The 17,548-nt window shown below is 68.9% G+C and carries 14 protein-coding genes; 10 read left to right on the top strand and 4 right to left on the bottom strand.

What is annotated here, in order from left to right:
- Position 1 precedes the first annotated feature (1 nt).
- Genes otnK through otnI form a run of 3 tightly spaced genes read left to right on the top strand, consistent with a single transcriptional unit; the run spans position 2 to position 2,694 of the window.
- Positions 2 to 1,273 carry a 3-oxo-tetronate kinase gene (otnK, locus tag DN824_RS01385; protein ID WP_138406603.1) on the top strand — a complete coding sequence of 424 codons (1,272 nt, stop codon included), beginning with the start codon at positions 2 to 4 and terminating at the stop codon, positions 1,271 to 1,273.
- The gene (gene otnC / locus DN824_RS01390) at positions 1,270 to 1,911 is read left to right on the top strand and encodes a 3-oxo-tetronate 4-phosphate decarboxylase (RefSeq protein WP_138406604.1); all 642 of its coding nucleotides are present in this window, start codon (positions 1,270 to 1,272) and stop codon (positions 1,909 to 1,911) included. The genes otnK and otnC overlap by 4 nt, the downstream gene beginning before the upstream one ends.
- 6 nt (positions 1,912 to 1,917) lie before the next feature.
- Entirely contained in the window at positions 1,918 to 2,694 is a 777-nt protein-coding gene (gene otnI, locus DN824_RS01395; RefSeq protein ID WP_138406605.1) for a 2-oxo-tetronate isomerase, read from the top strand.
- 7 nt (positions 2,695 to 2,701) lie between these two features.
- Here the strand turns inward: otnI and aguA are convergent, their stop codons facing one another.
- The 4 genes from aguA to DN824_RS01415 form a co-directional block, all read right to left on the bottom strand.
- Positions 2,702 to 3,802 carry an agmatine deiminase gene (gene aguA, locus DN824_RS01400; RefSeq protein WP_138406606.1) on the bottom strand — a complete coding sequence of 367 codons (1,101 nt, stop codon included), beginning with the start codon at positions 3,800 to 3,802 and terminating at the stop codon, positions 2,702 to 2,704.
- Positions 3,803 to 3,907: 105 nt separating this feature from the next.
- Positions 3,908 to 4,789, bottom strand: coding sequence for an N-carbamoylputrescine amidase (aguB, locus tag DN824_RS01405; RefSeq protein ID WP_138406607.1), 882 nt, complete (start codon positions 4,787 to 4,789; stop codon positions 3,908 to 3,910).
- 133 nt (positions 4,790 to 4,922) lie between these two features.
- On the bottom strand, positions 4,923 to 5,579 hold the full coding sequence (locus DN824_RS01410; protein WP_138406608.1) for a TetR/AcrR family transcriptional regulator: 657 nt from the start codon (positions 5,577 to 5,579) through the stop codon (positions 4,923 to 4,925).
- Positions 5,576 to 6,523 (bottom strand): LysR family transcriptional regulator, encoded by a 948-nt coding sequence (locus tag DN824_RS01415; protein WP_138406609.1) that lies wholly within the window; start codon positions 6,521 to 6,523, stop codon positions 5,576 to 5,578. The genes DN824_RS01410 and DN824_RS01415 overlap by 4 nt, the downstream gene beginning before the upstream one ends.
- Positions 6,524 to 6,690: 167 nt before the next feature.
- Between DN824_RS01415 and DN824_RS01420 the strand changes: the two genes are divergently transcribed.
- The 7 genes from DN824_RS01420 (at position 6,691) to DN824_RS01450 (ending at position 17,482) form a co-directional block, all read left to right on the top strand.
- Positions 6,691 to 7,890, top strand: a complete 1,200-nt coding sequence (locus DN824_RS01420) for an efflux RND transporter periplasmic adaptor subunit (protein ID WP_138406610.1) — start codon at positions 6,691 to 6,693, stop codon at positions 7,888 to 7,890.
- A gap of 2 nt (positions 7,891 to 7,892) precedes the next feature.
- Positions 7,893 to 9,845 (top strand): MacB family efflux pump subunit, encoded by a 1,953-nt coding sequence (locus tag DN824_RS01425; protein ID WP_138406611.1) that lies wholly within the window; start codon positions 7,893 to 7,895, stop codon positions 9,843 to 9,845.
- Between the two features lie 5 nt (positions 9,846 to 9,850).
- On the top strand, positions 9,851 to 11,215 hold the full coding sequence (locus tag DN824_RS01430; RefSeq protein WP_138406612.1) for an efflux transporter outer membrane subunit: 1,365 nt from the start codon (positions 9,851 to 9,853) through the stop codon (positions 11,213 to 11,215).
- A gap of 159 nt (positions 11,216 to 11,374) precedes the next feature.
- Positions 11,375 to 13,264: a methyl-accepting chemotaxis protein gene (locus DN824_RS01435; RefSeq protein ID WP_206666153.1), complete on the top strand. Its 1,890-nt coding sequence runs from the start codon at positions 11,375 to 11,377 to the stop codon at positions 13,262 to 13,264.
- A 101-nt stretch (positions 13,265 to 13,365) separates the two neighbouring features.
- Positions 13,366 to 14,151 (top strand): DeoR/GlpR family DNA-binding transcription regulator, encoded by a 786-nt coding sequence (locus DN824_RS01440; RefSeq protein ID WP_138406613.1) that lies wholly within the window; start codon positions 13,366 to 13,368, stop codon positions 14,149 to 14,151.
- A gap of 123 nt (positions 14,152 to 14,274) precedes the next feature.
- On the top strand, positions 14,275 to 14,661 hold the full coding sequence (locus DN824_RS01445) for a Na+:solute symporter (protein WP_138406614.1): 387 nt from the start codon (positions 14,275 to 14,277) through the stop codon (positions 14,659 to 14,661).
- 271 nt (positions 14,662 to 14,932) lie between these two features.
- A complete protein-coding gene (locus DN824_RS01450) occupies positions 14,933 to 17,482 on the top strand; it encodes an HWE histidine kinase domain-containing protein (RefSeq protein ID WP_138406615.1) in 2,550 nt (849 codons plus the stop codon).
- Positions 17,483 to 17,548: the final 66 nt, after the last annotated feature.

Here is a 17,548-nt window from a genome sequence, read left to right on the forward strand (position 1 = left end):
CATGCCCCTGATCGGATGTATCGCCGACGATTTCACCGGCGCGACCGACCTTGCCAGCATGCTGGTGCGCGGCGGCGCCCGCACCGTGCAGACCATCGGCGTGCCGCGCCGGCCGCTGGCGCTGGGCGAGGCCGATGCCCTGGTGGTGGCGCTCAAGTCGCGCAACCTGCCGCCGGCCGAGGCGGTCGCGCAGTCGCTGCAGGCCCTCGACTGGCTGCGTCGGCAGGGGTGCCGGCGGTTCTACTTCAAGTATTGCTCGACATTCGACTCCACCGCCGAAGGCAACATCGGCCCGGTCGCCGATGCGTTGCTCCAGGCCCTGGGCAGCGATTTCACCGTGGCCTGCCCGGCGTTTCCGGAAAACCGCCGCAGCGTCTTCAACGGGTACCTGTTCGCCAATGACGTGCCGCTCAACGAAAGCGGCATGCAGGACCATCCGCTCACGCCCATGCGTGACGCCAACCTGCTGCGTGTGCTGCAACCGCAGACCGCACACAGGGTCGGCCTGATCGACTACCGCACCCTGCGTGGCGGCGTCGAAGCGACCCGCCGGCGAATCGCCGCGCTGCGTGCCGAAGGTGTCGGCATCGCCATCAGCGACGCCATCGACAATGAAGACCTGACGGTCCTCGGCGCCGCCTGCGCCGATCTGCCGCTGGTCACCGCGGGCTCCGGACTGGCGCTGGGCATGGCCCAGGACTGGCAGGCCAGGGGGCTGCTCACGGCCGGCGGCGAAGCCAGTCGGCTGGAGCCCGGCTGGGGTCGCCAGGCAATTCTCAGTGGTAGCTGTTCGCGGGCCACCCTCGGCCAGATCGAGCAGGCTGCGGCCGTGTATCCCGCGTTTCGCCTCGAGGCCGCCGAGCTGATGGCCCGTGGCGATGCCCTGGTCGCCGAGGCGCTGGCCTGGGCCGCCGAGCGGCAGGGGCCGATACTGATCTACGCCAGCAGCCCACCCGAGGACGTCCGCCGCGTGCAGCAGCAGTTCGGCGCCCAGCAGGTCGGCGAGCGCATCGAAGCGGCGCTGGCGACGATTGCACGCGAGCTGGTCGAACGGCAGGGCGTGGGCCGGCTGCTGGTGGCCGGCGGTGAAACCTCCGGTGCGGTGGTTGGCGCGCTGGGTATCGAGGGCTTGCGCATCGGGCCGAGCATCGATCCCGGCGTGCCCTGGACCCAGACGCTCGGCCAGTCCGGGCGGCCGCTGGCGCTGGCGCTCAAGTCCGGCAACTTTGGCAGCGCCGATTTCATGGTCAAGGCCTGGGAGATGCTCGCATGAGCGAAGAAAGCGCATTGCGCGAGGAAATCGTCGAAATCGGCCGTTCGCTCTACCTGCGCGGGCTCAGTCCCGGCTCGTCGGGCAACATCAGCGCGCGCCTGGACGACGGCTGGCTGCTGACGCCGACCAACGCCTGCCTCGGGCGGCTGGACCCGGCCGATATCGCCAAGCTCGACTGGCAAGGCAACCACCTGGCCGGCAAACCGGCCTCCAAGGAGGCCTTCCTGCACCGAGCCGTCTATGAGGGGCGTGAAGACTCCGGCGCCATCGTGCACCTGCACTGCACCCACTCGGCGGCGGTGTCCTGCCTGGACTGCCTGGACGCGACGTCCTGCCTGCCACCGCTGACGCCCTATTTCGTCATGCGTGTCGGCAGGCTGCCGCTGATTCCCTATCACCGCCCCGGCGATCCGCAGCTGGGCGAGGCGATTCGCGGGCTGGTCGGGCAACACAGTTCGGTGCTGCTCGCCAATCACGGGCCGGTCGTCTCGGGCAAGACCCTGGAGGCGGCCACCTACGCCATCGAAGAACTCGAAGAAACCGCCAAGCTGTACCTGTTGCTGCGCCAGCAGCCGGTACGCCCGCTCGATGATGACCAGATCGAAGAACTGCGCCAGACCTTCGGCGCCCAATGGTGACTGCCCATGCCACGATTCGCTGCCAACCTCAGCATGCTGTTCAACGATGCCCCTTTCCTGGAGCGCTTCGGCCGTGCCGCCGCCGCAGGCTTCAAGGGTGTGGAGTACCTGTTTCCCTATGATTTCGCACCGGCCGAGCTGGCCGGGCGGCTGGCCGAGCATGGCTTGAGCCAGGTGCTGTTCAACCTGCCGCCGGGTGATTTCGCCGCGGGCGAGCGGGGCATCGCGGCGCTGCCGGGGCGGGAGGCGGAGTTTCGCGAGAGCGTGGACCGCGCCGTCGAATACGCCCGCGCGCTGGATTGCCCGAGGCTGCACGCGATGGCGGGGCTGGTGAGCGACGAGCGCGAGCGTCCGCGGATGCGCGAGGTGTATCTGGAGAATCTGCGCTATGCCGCGCGGCGGCTGGCCGAGCACGACCTGACGCTGTTGATCGAGCCGATCAACAGCCGCTCGATGCCCGGCTATTTCATCAATTACCAGGCCGAGGGCCACGCGATTCTGGCCGAGCTGGGCGAGCCGAACCTGCGGGTGCAACTGGACCTGTTCCACGCGCAGATCATGGAGGGCGACCTGGCCGCCTGCTTCAGGCGATTCCAGGCCGGTATCGGACACATCCAGATCGCCGGGGTGCCGGATCGCCACGAGCCGGACCTGGGCGAGGTGAACTACCCCTACCTGTTCGCCCTGCTCGACGAGGCCGGCTACGACGGCTGGATCGGCTGCGAGTACAACCCGCGGGACCTCACCGAGGACGGCCTGGGCTGGTTCGCGTCCTGGCGCTGAGGCGCCGTCAGCGCGGCAACGGCTGCTGCTGGGTGATGCAGTGGATGTTGCCGCCGCCGAGCAGGATTTCCCGGCCCGGCACCATCACCACCTGGTGCTCGGGGAACACCTCGGCCAGGATGCGCTCGGCCTCGGCGTCCAGCGGGTCGCCGAACGCCGGCGCGATGATGCCGCCGTTGACGATCAGGAAGTTCACGTAGCTGCCGGCCAGGCGCACCGACGGGTCGCGTGGCTGGCTGCCGTCGAGCGCCACGACGCCGGCGCATTCCTCGGCGCTGGCATGCAGCGGGCCGGGGATCGGCATCCTGTGTACGGTGATGGCCCGGCCCCGCGCGTCCCGTGCCTTCTCCAGCACGGCCATGGCCGCCTGGCAGCGTACGAAGTTGGGATCGGCCGGATCATCGGTCCAGGCCAGTAGCACTTCGCCCGGGCGGACGAAGCAGCAGAAGTTGTCGACGTGCCCGTCGGTCTCGTCGTTGTAGAGGCCGTGGGGCAGCCAGATGATGCTGTCGACCGCCAGGTGCTCGCGCAGCACGTTTTCGATCTGCTCGCGGGACAGGTGCGGGTTGCGGTTGCGGTTGAGCAGGCATTCCTCGGTGGTGATCAGGGTGCCTTCGCCGTCGACGTGGATCGAGCCGCCCTCGAGCACGAAGCCCTCGGTGCGGTAGCGGTCGCAGCGCTCGATCTCGAGGATCTTCTGCGCCACCTCGTCGTCGCGCTGCCAGTCGGCGTAGAGCCCGCCGTCGAGGCCGCCCCACGCATTGAAGGTCCAGTCCACGCCACGCAGGCCGCCCTTGCCGTCGATGACGAAGGTCGGGCCGGTGTCGCGCACCCAGGCATCGTCGGTACTCATTTCCACCACGCGGATGCGTGCATCGTCCAGCGCCGCGCGGGCGACGTGATACTGCCCGGCGGTGGCGCAGACGGTGACCGGTTCGAAGCGGGCGATGGCGCGGGCTACCGCGGCGAAGGCGTCCTGCGCCGGCGCGCCGTTGTCACGCCAGTTGTCCGGGCGCTGCGGCCAGACCATCCAGGTCTGGCTGTGCGGGGCCCATTCGGCGGGCATGAAGTAACCGTCGGTGCGCGGCGTGGTGGTCAGGGTGGTCATGGCGATGTCCGTGTGGGGTGGAAGGCGGCGAGGGTCTTTTCCACCGACTGTTTGGCCTGGCGGTGGAAACGCTGCGCGGTTTTCCACCCTGCGACTGGCTGCGGCTCAGTTGGAGGGCAGCGAGCCATCCAGCGTGCGGATCGGGCTGTACAGGTTCGGCCGGCGGTCGCGGAACACGCCCCAGGCGCTGCGGATGTGCTCGAGCTGGTCGAGGTCGAACCGATGCACCAGAACGCCTTCGCTGGTCTCGTCCATTTCCTCGACCTTGGCGCCGAACTGGTCGGCGATGAACGACGAGCCGTAGAAGGTGATGTCGTAGCCGTCCTGCTCCTCGCGGCCGATGCGGTTGCTGGCGATCAACGGCATCAGGTTGGCGCCGGCATGGCCCTGCTGCACGCGCTGCCAGTGGTCGCGCGAGGTGATGGTCGAATCATGCGGCTCGCTGCCGATGGCGGTCGGGTAGAACAGGAGTTCGGCCCCCATCAGCGCCATGCTGCGGGCGGTCTCGGGGAACCACTGGTCCCAGCAGATCGCCACGCCGATCCTGGCGTAACGGGTGTTCCAGACCTTGAAGCCGGTGTCGCCCGGGTTGAAGTAGTACTTCTCGTGATAGCCGGGGCCGTCCGGGATGTGGCTCTTGCGGTAGACGCCGAGCAGCTTGCCGTCGGCATCGATGATGGCGATGGAGTTGAAGCGCGCGCGCCCCGACAGCTCGAAGAAGCTCACCGGCAGCACCACCTGCAGCTCGGCGGCGACTTTCTGGAAGTGCTGGATGGCCGGGTTCTCCTCGACCGGAGTGGCCAGCTGCAGGTATTCCGGGTTCGGCTTCTGGCAGAAGTAGGGGGTCTCGAACAGTTCCTGGATCAGGATGATCTGCGCGCCCTTGGCGGCCGCCTCGCGGACCAGCTTCTCGGCGTTGGCGATGTTCGCTTCGCGATCCCAGGAACAGGCCATCTGGGTGGCGGCAACGGTAACGATACGGGACATGGAAAACCTCGCGGATGCTGGCGGTTGCGGCCCGGGGTGGGCGCTGCGAAATTTATTCGATACTTATCCGGATTGAAAGCGCTATCTGTCGCATTGAAAGCCATTTGAAAACTATAAGACCGATAAATATCGGTCAATCCGGAGGCGTTCGTTTGGGCAGGAAGGGTGGCAGGTAGAGGCCCAGGTAGGCGTCGAAGACCCGCATGCCTTCCTCGGCCATGCGCGGCGTGATGCTGCCGTGCAGGTGCACCGAGCGGGCGTAGACACGGTCGCCCAGCTCCATGGCCAGGGCGAACACATCGACGTCGCGGGGCAGCGCGGGCAGCTCGAAGTGCCGTTCAAAGAGGACCTGCATCAACCCGGCGAGTTCGATGTCGTGCTGGCGGTCGGCCTGGGTGACCTCGGCCAGGCCGTGCTGGGCGAGGATCAGCTGGCGGGCCGCGGCGTCGCCCTGGTAGATCGCCAGCATGCGCTGCTCGATCAGCCGCGAGAGGTCGTGCCAGCTGTCCAGGCTGCCGTGGTCCACCGGCTGCTGCAGGCTGGCGCGAAAGGCGGCGTGAACGTCGGCGGTGAGCGCTTCGAGCAGCGCCGGCACGCTGGCGAAGAAGTGGTAGACCGAGGAGGGCGGGATCGTCGCGCGCTCGGCCACGCTGTAGATCGACAGCCCGGCCACGCCCGCGTCGGCGAGCAGTTCGCGGGCGGCGGCAAGGATCTGTGCGATGCGCGCCTGGCTGCTGGCGCGTGGCTTGCGGCCCGAAGGGGTACGTGGAGGCGTGTCGGCTGTGGTCATGGGGCGCTATTGGATGCCAGCGCCGGGGCGGATGCAACGGGCGTCGCCGGCGTTTCGCCCGCCGGGGGCGACATCAGCAGGTCGCGGAAGGTCTTGACCAGCGGTTCGCGGCTGCGCCCGCGGCGGGTGAGCAGGGTGAACGGCGCCTGGTAGCCGAAGGTGGCCGGCAGCAGCACCTTGAGCCGACCCTGGTCGGCCCAGGTCTGCGCGTAATGCTCCGGCAGGTAGCCGATATAGGCGCCGGAGAGCACCAGGATCAGCTGCGCCTCCATGCTCTCCACCGTCGCCGCGCTGTCCTTGAAGCCGTGCCGCGCCAGCTCCGCCTGGCTCCAGTAGCCGCGCCCGACCATGCGCTGCTGGGTGATCAGGTCGGCGGGAATGCGCCGTTCGCCGAACAGCGGATGGCGGTCGCTGCAGTAGAGCCAGTGCTGCTCGCGGTAGAGCGGCTGGTAGATCAGCCCGCTCATGCGCGTATAGAAAGCGCCGATCGCCACGTCCAGCCGGTTCTCCAGCACCGCCAGCTGCAGCTCGTGGGGCCCCATCACCGACAGGCGCAGGTGCACCCCGGGGTTTTCCGCGCTGTAGGCGCCGAGCACGGCGGCCAGCGGCAGCGCCGGGTCGCTCACCGTGGAGTCGATGATGCCCAGCGACAGCGTGCCGCTGAGCTCGCCCTTGAGCGCGGCGGCGTAGCGTTCGAAGCTCTCCAGCTCGGCCAGCAGGCGCAGGCTTTCCTGGTAGAAGGACTCGCCCTTGGCGGTCAGCCGGAAGCCGCCACGGCCGCGGTGGCAGAGGCTGAAACCGAGCGTCGTCTCCAGCTGGCTCATGTAGGTGCTGATGGCCGAGGTGGACAGGTTGAGCGTCTGCTGCGCGGCGGCAAACCCCTGCTGGCGCACGACCGCGACGAAGATGCGCAGCAGCTTGATGTCCGGTTGGGCGTTGTTCATGACGGCTCCTGAAGCGGGATCGGGGCAGTCTAAACCAGCGCGCTGTGACCGGTGCCTCGCGAACCCTGCGGGACTTTACCGATTCATTACCTCGGGCTTACCCCGACCAAACGAAGCGCTTCCTATAGTGGCCGCACCTCTGTCATGCCGGCTGGAGTGCCCTTCGCATGCCTCGTTCTACCCGTACCCGCCTGTTGTTCGCCGTTGCCCTGGCCGTCGTCGCCGGCGGCGGCTACTTCGCCTACACGACCTTCTACCCCGGTCCGACCCAGAGCCGCCTGCTCACCGCCGAGGTGCTGCCGCGCAACATCGAGCAGAGCGTGATCGCCACCGGCACCCTCGAAGCCTTCGAACAGGTGAGCGTCGGTGCCCAGGTCTCCGGGCAGATCAAGACCCTGGCGGTCGCGATCGGCGACACGGTGAACAAGGGCGACCTGATCGCCGAGATCGACTCGCTGACCCAGCAGAACGCCCTGAAGAACGCGCGGGCGGCGCTGGCCAACGTCAAGGCCCAGCGCGCGGCCAAGGTGGCGGCGCTCAAGCAGGCGCAGCTGGCCTTCGACCGGCAGAAGCGCATGCTCGAGCAGCAGGCCAGTGCCCGCGAGGACTTCGAGGCGGCCGAGGCCACGCTGGCCACCGGCAAGGCGGAAATCGCCGCCCTCGACGCGCAGATCGAGCAGGCGCAGATCCAGGTCTCCACCGCCGAACTCGACCTCGGTTACACCCGCATCGTGGCGCCCATCGACGGCACCGTCGTCGGCGTGCTGGTCAAGGAGGGCCAGACGGTCAACTCCGCGCAGTCGGCGCCGACCCTGGTGAAGCTCGCCCAGCTCGACCGGATGACGGTCAAGGCGGAAATCTCCGAAGCCGACGTGGTGCGCGTGGCGCCTGGCCAGCCGGTCTACTTCACCACCCTCGGCGAACCGGACAGGCGCTACCGTGCCACGCTGCGCAGCGTCGAGCCGGCGCCCACCTCGATCAACACCGAGGACAGCGCCAGCAGCGCCACGAGCAGCAGCACGGCGATCTACTACAACGGCGTGTTCGACGTGCCCAACGAGGAGGGCAGGCTGCGCATCTCCATGACGGCCGAGGTGTACATCGTGCTGGCCCAGGCGCGCGGGGTGCCGACCATTCCGGTCGCCGCCCTGGGTCGCCCGGCCCGCGACGGCAGCTACAGCGTGCAGGTGCTGCAGGACGATGGCCGCATCGTCGAGCGCAGCATTCGCACGGGGCTGGAAGACAGCCTCAACGTCGAGGTCACCGAGGGCCTGTCGCTGAACGAGCGCATCGTGCTCGGCGACTCTTCCCAGGCCAGCGCGAGCCCCGTCCCGGGCCGTCGCGGCCCGCCGGGCATGAGGCTTTGAGCATGGGCGCCTTCCTCGAACTCAAGGGGCTGCGGCGGGAATTTCCCGCCGGCGACGAAACCCTCACGGTGCTCGAAGACGTCGACCTGGTCATCGAGCGTGGCGAGATGGTCGCCATCGTCGGTGCGTCCGGTTCCGGCAAGTCGACCCTGATGAACATCCTGGGCTGCCTCGATCGGCCCAGCGCCGGCACCTACAGCGTCGACGGCCGCGAGACCGCGAGCCTCGACGCCGACGAACTGGCGCGCCTGCGCCGCGAGCACTTCGGCTTCATCTTCCAGCGCTATCACCTGCTCGCCGACCTCGACGCCATGGGCAACGCCGAGATTCCGGCGGTCTACGCCGGCATCGACAGCGCCACGCGCCGCGAGCGCAGCGTGAAGCTGCTCGAGCGGCTCGGCCTGGGTAACCGGCTGACCCACAAGCCCGCCCAGCTTTCCGGCGGCCAGCAGCAGCGCGTCAGCGTCGCCCGTGCCCTGATCAACGGCGGCCAGGTGATCCTCGCCGACGAGCCCACCGGCGCCCTGGACCGCAGCAGCGGCCAGGAGATGCTGGCCCTGCTGCGCGAGCTGCATGGCCAGGGCCACACGGTGATCATCGTCACCCACGACATGAGCGTGGCGCAGAGCGCCGACCGGCTGATCGAGATCAGCGACGGGCGGATCATCGGCGATCGCCGGCTGGCGGAGGACAAGGTCGAAGCCGTTGCGCCGCTGGCCGACGTGGTGGAGCCGCACCCCGGCCTGCTGCGCCGCGCGCGGGTCGGCCCGTTCGGCGAAGCCCTGCGCATGGCCCTGCTGGCGATGCTGGCGCACAAGCTGCGCACCTTCCTGACTATGCTCGGGATCATCATCGGCATCGCCTCGGTGGTCTCGGTGGTCGCGCTCGGCCAGGGCTCGCAGCAGAAGATCCTGGAGAACATCAGCGCCATCGGCACCAACACCGTCGACGTGTTTCCCGGCAGGGGCTTCGGCGACCGCAACTCGGCGAAGATCCAGACGCTGGTGCCGTCGGACGCCGAGGCGCTGGCCGGCCAGGCCTTCGTCGACAGCGTGACGCCGACGGTCTCCACCAGCAGCACCCTGCGCTTCCGCTCCCAGGCGCTGAGCGTGTCGATCAACGGCGTCGGCGAGCAGTTCTTCCGCGCCAAGGGCTATGGCTTCCGCCAGGGCGCGGGCTTCGACCGGGCCGACGTGCGCGCCTCGGCGCAGAGCGTGGTGATCGACGACAACACCTGGAAGAAGGTCTTCGGCAGCGGCGATGCGCTGGGCAAGGTGATCATGCTGGGCAACATGCCGGCCCGGGTGATCGGTGTGCTCGACCCCATCCAGAGCAGCTTCGGCAACAACGATTCGCTGCGCGTCTACGTCCCCTACACCTCGGCGATGAACCGCCTGCTCGGCCAGTCGTACCTGGCCAGCATCACCGTGCGCATCCGCGACGACGTCGCCAGCGAAGCCGCCGAGCAGGGCATCGTGCGGCTGCTGACCCGCCGCCACGGCACCGAGGATTTCTTCGTGGTGAACACCGACACCATCCGCCAGACGATCCAGAAGACCACCCAGACCATGACCGTGCTGATCTCCATGATCGCGCTGATTTCCCTGGTGGTCGGCGGCATCGGGGTGATGAACATCATGCTGGTGTCGGTCACCGAGCGTACCCGCGAGATCGGCGTGCGCATGGCCGTCGGCGCGCGGCAGAGCGACATCATGCGCCAGTTCATGATCGAGGCGGTGCTGGTCTGCCTCATCGGCGGCGGCCTCGGGGTGCTCGCCGCGCTGGGCTTCGGCGCGGTGTTCGCGCGCCTCTCCAGCGAATTCACCCTGATCTTCTCCACCGGCTCGATCGTCGCCGCGTTCGCCTGCGCGACGGCCATCGGGCTGATCTTCGGTTACCTGCCGGCACGCAACGCCGCCCGCCTCGATCCGGTCGAGGCCCTGTCCAGGGAATGAACAGCATGATCCGTAGCCTCTCGACCCTCATCGGCTGCCTGCTGCTGACTGCCTGCAGTTCGATGAGCACCTCCTACCAACAACCCCCGGTAACGCTGCCGGCCAGCTGGCAACAGGCCCCGAGCGGCGGCACGACGCTGCCGGACGCCTGGTGGAGCGCCTTCGAGGACCCGGCCCTCGATGCCCTGGTCAGCGAAGCGCTGGCGCGCAACAACGACCTGGGCACGGCACTGCTCAACGTCCGCCGCGCCCAGCTGCTGGCCGGGCTCGCCGACGACGCGCGCTATCCGCAGGCCGGCGCCAGCGCGGGCGGCCAGACCAGCCGCCACGTGCGCGGCGATACCGCGAGCACCCGCAGCTATTCGCTGACCGGCTCGGTGAGCTGGGAGATCGACCTGTGGAATCGCCTGGGCAGCAGCGCCGATGCCGCGCGCCTCGAAGCCCTGGCGACGCAGGAGGACTACCAGGCCGCCGAGCTGACGCTGGTCGGCACCCTGGCCAATCTCTACTGGCAGATCGGCTACCTCAACGAGCGCATCGCCGCGAGCGAGCAGAGCATCGCCTATGCCCGCCAGACCCTGCAGCTGGTGCAGGTACGTTTCGACGCCGGCCAGGGCTCGTCGCTGGAACTGGCCGAAGCCCGGCAGAGCCTGGAAAGCCAGCAGGCGAGCCACGTGGCGCTGCTGCAGGAGCGGGTCGAGCAGCGCAACGCGCTGGCGCTGCTGTTCGACGGGAGCACGCCGGTCGCCTTCGCCGAGCCGCAGACCCTGGCGCAGACCGTTCTGCCCGAGGTCGACGCCGATCTGCCGGCCAGCCTGCTCGGCCGCCGCCCGGACCTGCGCGCCGCCGAGCTGCGCCTGCGCAGCAGCCTGAAATCGGTCGATGCGATTCGCGCCAGCTACTACCCTGACCTCAGCCTCACCGGGACCCTGGGCTACGCCAGCGACCGTCTCGGCGAGGTGCTGCGTAACCCGGTGGCCGCGCTTGGCGCCGGGCTGACGCTGCCGTTCCTGCAATGGAACCAGATGCAATTGGACATCGCCGTCTCCCGGACCGACTACGAGCTGGCCGTGGTGGGTTTCCGCCAGAGCCTCTACCAGGCGCTGGTGGACGTGGAAAACAACCTCGCCGCGCGGCGGCACTACGCCGAGCAGGAAGCCATGCGCGAGCGCGCCCTCGAGGCCGCGCTGGAAGCCGAGCGCATCTACCGCATCCGCTACGAGGCCGGCGCGGTGGACCTGCAATCCTGGCTCAGCGCCCAGGACACCCGCCGCACGGCCCAGGTCAGCCTGACCGAAACCCGCCTGAACCGCTTGCAGGCACAGGTCGCCCTGACCCAGGCCCTGGGAGGCGGTGTAGCGCAGCCCTGACCGTCGCGTCCCGAGGCGCCACGCCGCCGGCCAGAAACGGCGCCCTGCGACAATTCGTCCGATCCTCCGTTCGTCGGCTCATGTGCGGCTACCCCCTGCCGAAACAGGGGGGTTCCAGCCTGGCTGGACGCCTTGCCCTCTCTTGCTGTGTGGACGCTCATGACAACTCTGAAATTCAGCCACAAGATACTGCTCGCCGCCGCGCTCGTCGTCGCGGCGGCATTCGCCTGTTTCATCCTGTTCAACGACTACCGGCAACGCCAGGCACTGCTCGACGACACCGAAAGCTCGATGCAGGACATCGGCAGCCTCACCAGCAGCAACATCCGCACCTGGCTGGAAAGCCGCATGCAGCTGGTGGAATCGCTGGCCCAGCAGATCGCCCTCGACGGCAGCTCCACCCAGAGCCTGCAGCGCAGCGTCGGCTTGCCGGCCTACGTCGACAACTTCCAGCTGACCTACTTCGGCGCCGAAACCGGCGCGATGTTCTCCATTCCGGCCGGCAACCGCGCGCCGGACTACGACCCGCGCCAGCGCGGCTGGTACAAGGCGGCCAGCGCCGCCCAGGACACCATCGTCACCGAGCCCTACGTCGCCGCCTCTTCCGGCAAGCTGGTGATCACCGTCGCCACCCCGGTCCGCCAGCGCAGCGCCTTCATCGGCGTGGCCGGCGCGGACATCGACCTGGGCAGCGTCAGCGCCACCATCAACTCGCTGGACTTCGGTGGCCACGGCCATGCGTTCATCGTCGGCGCCGACGGCAAGATCCTGGTGCACCCCAACGCCGCGCTGCAGCTCAAGACGCTCGCCGAAGCCTATCCGGGCGCCACGCCGCGCATCGTCGACGGCCTGCAGGAGTTCGAACTGGGCGGCAAGACCCAGCTGATTTCCTTCACCCGGGTCACCGGCGTGCCGTCGGCCGACTGGTACGTCGGCCTGGTGCTGGACAAGGACACCGCCTTTTCGATGCTCAGCGAGTTCCGCACCTCCGCGCTGATCGCCATGGTGATCGCCGTGATCATCATCATCGCCCTGCTGGGGATGCTGATCCGCGTGCTGATGCAGCCGCTGCTGCTGATGGGCCGCGCGATGCACGACATCGCCGAAGGCGAGGGCGACCTGACCAAGCGGCTGGTCATCCACGGCAACGACGAGTTCGGCGCCCTGGGCATGTCGTTCAACCGCTTCGTCGAGCGTATCCACGGCTCGATCCGCGAAGTCGCCTCGGCCACCAGCCAGGTCAACGAGGTGGCACTGCGCGTGGTCGGCGCGTCCAACGCATCGCTGCACAACTCCGAGGAGCAATCCACGCGGACCAACAGCGTCGCCGCCGCCATCAACGAGCTGGGCGCCGCCGCCCAGGAAATCGCCCAGAACGCCGCGACCGCCTCCCACCATTCGAGCGACGCGCGCAGCCTCGCCGAGGAGGGTCAGCAGGTGGTCGACCGGACCATCCGCGCCATGCAGCAGCTGTCGGCCCAGATCAGCGACTCGTGCGGCAACATCGAGACGCTCAACGCCAACACCGTCAACATCGGGCAGATCCTCGAGGTCATCACCGGCATTTCCCAGCAGACCAACCTCCTGGCGCTCAACGCGGCGATCGAGGCGGCCCGCGCAGGGGAAGCCGGGCGCGGCTTCGCCGTGGTCGCCGACGAGGTGCGCAACCTGGCCCACCGCACCCAGGATTCCGCGCAGCAGGTGCAGAAGATGATCGAGGAGCTGCAGGTCGGCGCCCGCCAGGCGGTGGTCACCATGACTTCCAGCCAGCAGGAGAGCGAAGCCAGCGTCGGCATCGCCAACCAGGCCGGCGAGCGGCTGGGCAGCGTGACCCAGCGCATCGGCGAGATCGACGGCATGAACCAGTCGGTGGCCACCGCCACCGAAGAGCAGACCGCCGTGGTGGAGTCGATCAACGTGGACATCACCGAGATCAATACCCTCAACCAGGAGGGTGTCGAGAACCTCCAGGCGACCCTGCGCGCCTGCTCCGACCTCGAGCAGCAGGCCGCCCGCCTGCAGCAACTGGTCGGCAGCTTCCGCATCTGAGCCTCGGCCCGCGCCCCGTTTCGCGGGGTTGCGGGCAACGGTTTGTGCCGCCGCCGTTTGCCGCCTAGAATCGGCAAGACCATGCAAAAGCGGGCACAAACATGCAAATTCAGGACGCTCCGGAACTCCCCCATCTGCGTCGGCAGAAAATCCTCCTGCTGCTCGAGCGCGACGGCAAGGTCATGGCCGCCGACCTCAGCCAGCGCTTCGGCGTCTCCGAAGACACCATCCGCCGCGACCTGGCCGAACTCGCCGGCGCCGGGCTGCTGCATCGCGTCCACGGCGGCGCGCTGCCGCGTTCGGCCGACACCGGCAAGGACTTCTTCACCCGCGCCATCGAGGTCAGCGAGGCCAAGCAGGCCCTGGCCTGCCTCGCCGCGCAACGGGTGCAGGACGGCCAGATCGTGGTCTTCGACTCCGGCACCACCACCCTGCAGATCGCCCTCTCGCTGCCGGCCGAGATCGCCATCACCGCGGTGACCCACTCGCCGATGATCGCCATGGCCCTGGCGCGCTACAGCCAGGTCGAGATCATCCTCGCCGGCGGGCAGCTCAACACCGCCGCGATGGTCGTCACCGGCCACGAAGCGGTGCGCCTGTTCGAGTCGGTCAACGCCGACCTGCTGTTCACCGGCCTCTGCGCCCTGCATCCCGAACTCGGCCTGACCACCGCCCACTTCAACGAGGTGGCGGTGAAACAGGCCATGCTGCGCGGCGCTTCCCAGGTGGTCGCGGTGGCCACCGCCGACAAGCTGGGCGCGGTCGAGCCCTTCGTGGTCGCGCCCTGTCACCGCGTCGATGTCCTGATCACCGAGCGGCACATCCCGTCGGGCGATATCGGCGTCTACCGGCAGCAGGGCATCGAGGTGCAGCAGGCGAGGGCGTGAGGCGCGACCAAGCGCGCAAAAGCGTCCGAAAGGCCGGCTCGAAGGCCCGAAACGGACGATGATGGGTTCCCACGGCAACTGGCGCCGCCTCGCGGCGCGGGCCTGACTGAGGCGGTAACGACCATGGTGATCTCGCGCGCGCGTGCTTTCGGATGTGGCCTCCTGGCGATCGGGGCGGTCGTCGCCCTGGCGGCCTTCAACAGTTTCAGCTGCTACGGGCACGACTTGGCGACCTTCGTGGCGGCCAATTCGTTGTTCGTCGGGCCGCCACTGGTGCCGGCCGTGGTCTGCCTGGCCTTCCCGAACCCCCTGCGTGCGGTCGGCGCCTGCCTGTTCCTGGCGCCCTGGCTGCTGCTGGCCTACTACACCGATTGCGTGGCGCCCGCTGCCGGCGGCGGAGCCTCCATGGTCTACGTGAGCGTCCTGCTGTGGGGCGTTCCGTCCGCCGTCGCGGGGGCGTTGCTGGCCGGCCCGGCGACGCGGCGGCTGAACATCCATGTCGTGCGCTGAACGCGTACGGCCACGAATCCTGACGCCGTTTCGCTTTTAGCTGAGGGCCGATCACGCCACTGCCGTATCGCGTCCGAGGCCAGGCGCGGCGCGCATTCCGGCGAGCTGACGGGCGCGGCTTTCGCCTGCGCCGGCAGCGCTTGCGCGCCCCTTTACCACTACTTTTTTTGTGCGTTATCGCCGTTGGGCGGGTCCAAACATACCGTTGGGTCTCACACGCCCAGCTTTCAGAAGCTGCTGGAGATGCCTTGTTTTGACGACCGAGCCGCAGATGAGCGCCACCACGATCGATTGTGCCCAGGAGCCGATCCACACCCCTGGGACCATTCAGCCCCATGGCCTGCTGTTGGGTTGCACCTTGCCCGATTGGTCCATCGCCCATGTGTCGGGCAATGTCGCGCAGTTCCTCGAAGGGGCCGCGCCGGCCGGCCTGCTGGGGCAGTCGCTGGACCGGGTGCTTCCGGCCGAGACGGTCCACGCGGTACGCAATCAGTTGCAGACCGCGATGCTCTCGGGCCTGGCCGAGCGGCTCGATTGCCTGGCCCTCGACGAGGGCACACGGCGCTACGACCTGACGGTGCATCTGGCCGGTGGGCTGGCGGTGATCGAGGCGGCGCCGAGCGTGCCGGGGGCGGGCGCCAATGGGGTGACGCTGCTGCGTGGGCTCGCCGGTCGTCTGCGCCGCACGCCCACGGTGTCGCGCCTGCTCACGCTCGCGGCGCAGCAGATGCGGGCCGTGACCGGTTATGACCGGGTGATGATCTACCGCTTCCTGCCCGACGATTCCGGTGAGGTGGTGGCCGAGGCGGTGCGTCCCGGCACCGAGTCCTACCTGGGGCTGCGCTACCCGGCCACGGATATCCCGGCGCAGGCGCGCGCGCTCTACCGGCGCCAGCCGCTGCGGCTGATCCCGGATGTGGACTACGTGCCGGTTCCGGTGCTGCCCGGGCGCGGGCCGGACGGCCAGCCGCTCGACCTGGGGCTGGCGACGCTGCGCAGCGTTTCGCCCGTGCATATCCAGTACCTGCGCAACATGAACGTGCGCGCCACCCTCACCGTGAGCCTGATGCGCGGCGACCAGCTGTGGGGGCTGATCGCCTGTCACCACAGCGAGCCGCATTACCTGAGCGGCGCGCTGTGCTCGGCCGCGGAGCTGTTCGGGCAGATGCTTTCGCTGCAGATCGACGTGCGCGAACAGGAGCAGGAACGACATCACCTGGCCAACGCGCAGAACGCCCACGATCGCCTGCTGGCCGCCATGTCGCCGCGCGACACGGTGTTCGAGGACCTGGGCCGCTACGCCGACATGCTCGACACCATGATCGCCAGCGACGGCCTGGCGGTCTGGTCGAACGGCCAGCTCAGCGGGCAGGGCGTGCTGCCGCCCGACGAGGCGATCGCCGAACTGATCGCGCTGCTCGGGCAGAAGCCGGCCGATCGCATCTACGCGACCTCGTCGCTGGCCGAGCACTTCGCGCCGGCGGCCCGCTTCGCCGATCGGGCCAGCGGCCTGCTGGCCATTCCCATTTCACGGGCGGCGCAGGATTACCTGCTGTTCTTCCGCCGCGAACTGATCCAGACCGTCACCTGGGGCGGCAACCCGGACAAGGCCCTGCAGCGCGATCCGTCGACGGGCCGGCTCAACCCGCGGCGCAGTTTCGAGGCCTGGCGCGAAACCGTGCGGTGCCACGCCCGGCCCTGGACGGCGAGCGAGCTGCGGGTCGCCGAGACGCTGCGGGTCGCCCTGCTGGAGATCGTGCTGCGGCGCTCGGAGCTGATCGCCTCGGAGCGCCAGCGCGCCCAGGACAGCCAGTCGCTGCTGATCGCCGAGCTCCATCACCGGATCAAGAACGTGCTCAGCCTGGTGCTGGCCACCACCCGCCAGAGCGCCCAGCAGGCGACGTCCGTGGAGTCCTTCACCGAGGAGGTGGAGCGGCGCATCCAGGCGCTGGCCAGCGCCCACGACCAGATCAACGCGCCCAGCGGCACCTCGACCCAGCTGCGGGCGCTGCTCGAGTCCGAGGCGCGGGCCTGGAACGGCCGGGAGGTGCTGGACGAGCGTATCCAGCTCTCCGGCGGCGCCGTGCTGCTGGACGTGCGCGGCTACCAGACGCTGGCGCTGGTGTTCCACGAGATGATGACCAACGCCGCCAAGTACGGCGCCCTGAGTGTGCCGGAGGGGCAGCTGACGGTGAGCTGGCAGCTGGTCGAGGGGCGTGGCCTGGTGATCGAGTGGAACGAAAGCGGCGGCCCCGAGGTGCTGCCCCCGGCCCGTCGCGGCTTCGGCAGCATCGTCACCGAGCGCACCATCCCCTTCGAGCTGCAGGGCGAGGCGCGCGTGGAGTTCCGTCCCGAGGGGCTGTTCGCCTGCTTCCAGGTGCCGCCGATGCATGTCTCGGCGGGCGACGACCGCGCGCAGCCGCGCGATGCGGTCAGGCCACCCAGTACCAGCTCGCTCGCGGGGCTGCGCCTGCTGTTGGTCGAGGACAGCATGATGATCGCCCTCGACGCCCAGACCATGCTCGAGGATGCCGGCGTGCGGGTGGAAATCGCCGGCTCGCTGGAGGACGCCCGGCGCGCGCTGCGCCTGGATCACTTCGATCTGGCTGTGCTCGACGTCAACCTCGCCGGGGAAACCAGCCTGGGCATCGCGGCGGAGCTCGAGGCCCGCCAGCACCCGTTCCTGTTCGCCACCGGCTACGGCGCGCGGACGGCCATTCCCGAGCGCTTCGACCAGGTGCCGGTGGTGACCAAGCCCTACAACCTCAGCGCCCTGGCCTACGCCATCGGCCAGGTCCCGGGCATCGTCCTGCCCGGCTGAGGATGGCGGCGGCCTCAGCCAGGCGATAGCATCCGGCCACAGGGCCCGGCATCGACAGGCGAGGTT

The organism is Stutzerimonas nosocomialis, assembly GCF_005876855.1.
In the GTDB taxonomy this organism is placed as follows: Bacteria; Pseudomonadota; Gammaproteobacteria; order Pseudomonadales; family Pseudomonadaceae; genus Stutzerimonas; species Stutzerimonas nosocomialis.